Here is a 1,058-nt window from a genome sequence, read left to right on the forward strand (position 1 = left end):
CTCCGCTTCGTCTTCGGATAATGCTCCATGGTGTTAGGTTAAAAAACTAACATGGAAATCCAGGCTAGCCGACCTTCTTCCGATCATCCTCTGGCCGTTGACAGGGGGTGGGGGGATACCATACCATTGTTGTACGCATGGCATCGGAATAAGAGAATTCTATGGGACTTCCAAATGTGTTTTTGGATGAACTCATAAAGGAGGTCAACAAGACCACACGGGTGACTACCTTCCTAACCGAGACGAGTAGAGATTCAATGTTATCGATCTGATACGGTCAATGAAAGAAATAGAGATCAATGAAAGAAGTAGAGATCAACGGTCAGCCAATTAAAGTAGTGTCAACTGTAAATGCAACAGGTCTATTTTGCCCTATGCCGGTGGTGAAATTAAAGTTAGAGTTGGAAAAGGTAGAACTAAATCAAGTTGTAGAACTTTTGGCGGATGACCCTGGAATTGTAGAAGATTTACCTGCATGGTGTGAAGGAACAAATAATAAACTCTTATCCATAGAAAGGAACGAAAAGGGAATTTTTGTTGCTTATGTAGAGAAACAAGAATAGAGCGATAGAAATCGAACAAATCAGTCTCTACCATTTCAGCCTCATCCCCCCAACAGCCCCCTGCAGACTCAAAACTTCTCATAATGTACTATCTCGCCTGGTGACTTCCTTCCCCTATCCTTTGCAACAAAGCTTGTGCTAAGGTATCCTAGAGGGGTCAGAGCAATGACTCTTAGACCTTCAGGAACCTCAAGGATATTTCTAACCTCTGGCTCCTTAAACCTCCCTATCCAGCAGGTGCCAAGGCCTTGCTCCCACGCCGCCAATACCAGATGCTCAAAGGCAATTCCTTGTTGATTGAGGACATTGAGATTTTTGTATGTGGTCAGTTTAGAATCGAAGATCAATTCTTCTGGGAGCCGTCCTGTCCTTTGCTTCCAGAACTCAACAAAGCGAAGAATTTCGTCATTTTGGGTCTCTTTTCGTACGTCTGCCTTGGTGTAGCAAAAGACCCGGGTCGCCGCATCTTGAGCAAGAAAGGCCAAGATCCCTTTC

2 protein-coding genes are annotated in these 1,058 nt (G+C 44.3%); one reads left to right on the plus strand and one right to left on the minus strand.

Annotated elements, in window-relative coordinates; all coding sequences use genetic code 11:
• The first annotated feature begins 299 nt into the window (after positions 1 to 299).
• The gene (locus HW443_RS11705) at positions 300 to 563 is read left to right on the plus strand and encodes a sulfurtransferase TusA family protein (RefSeq protein ID WP_176226760.1); all 264 of its coding nucleotides are present in this window, start codon (positions 300 to 302) and stop codon (positions 561 to 563) included.
• A gap of 68 nt (positions 564 to 631) precedes the next feature.
• Here the strand turns inward: HW443_RS11705 and HW443_RS11710 are convergent.
• On the minus strand, positions 632 to 1,058 hold a 427-nt coding region (locus HW443_RS11710; protein WP_176238272.1), incomplete at its 5' end, for a nitroreductase family protein.

It is taken from the genome of Candidatus Hakubella thermalkaliphila (assembly GCF_013281975.1).
GTDB lineage: Bacteria > Actinomycetota > Humimicrobiia > Hakubellales > Hakubellaceae > Hakubella > Hakubella thermalkaliphila.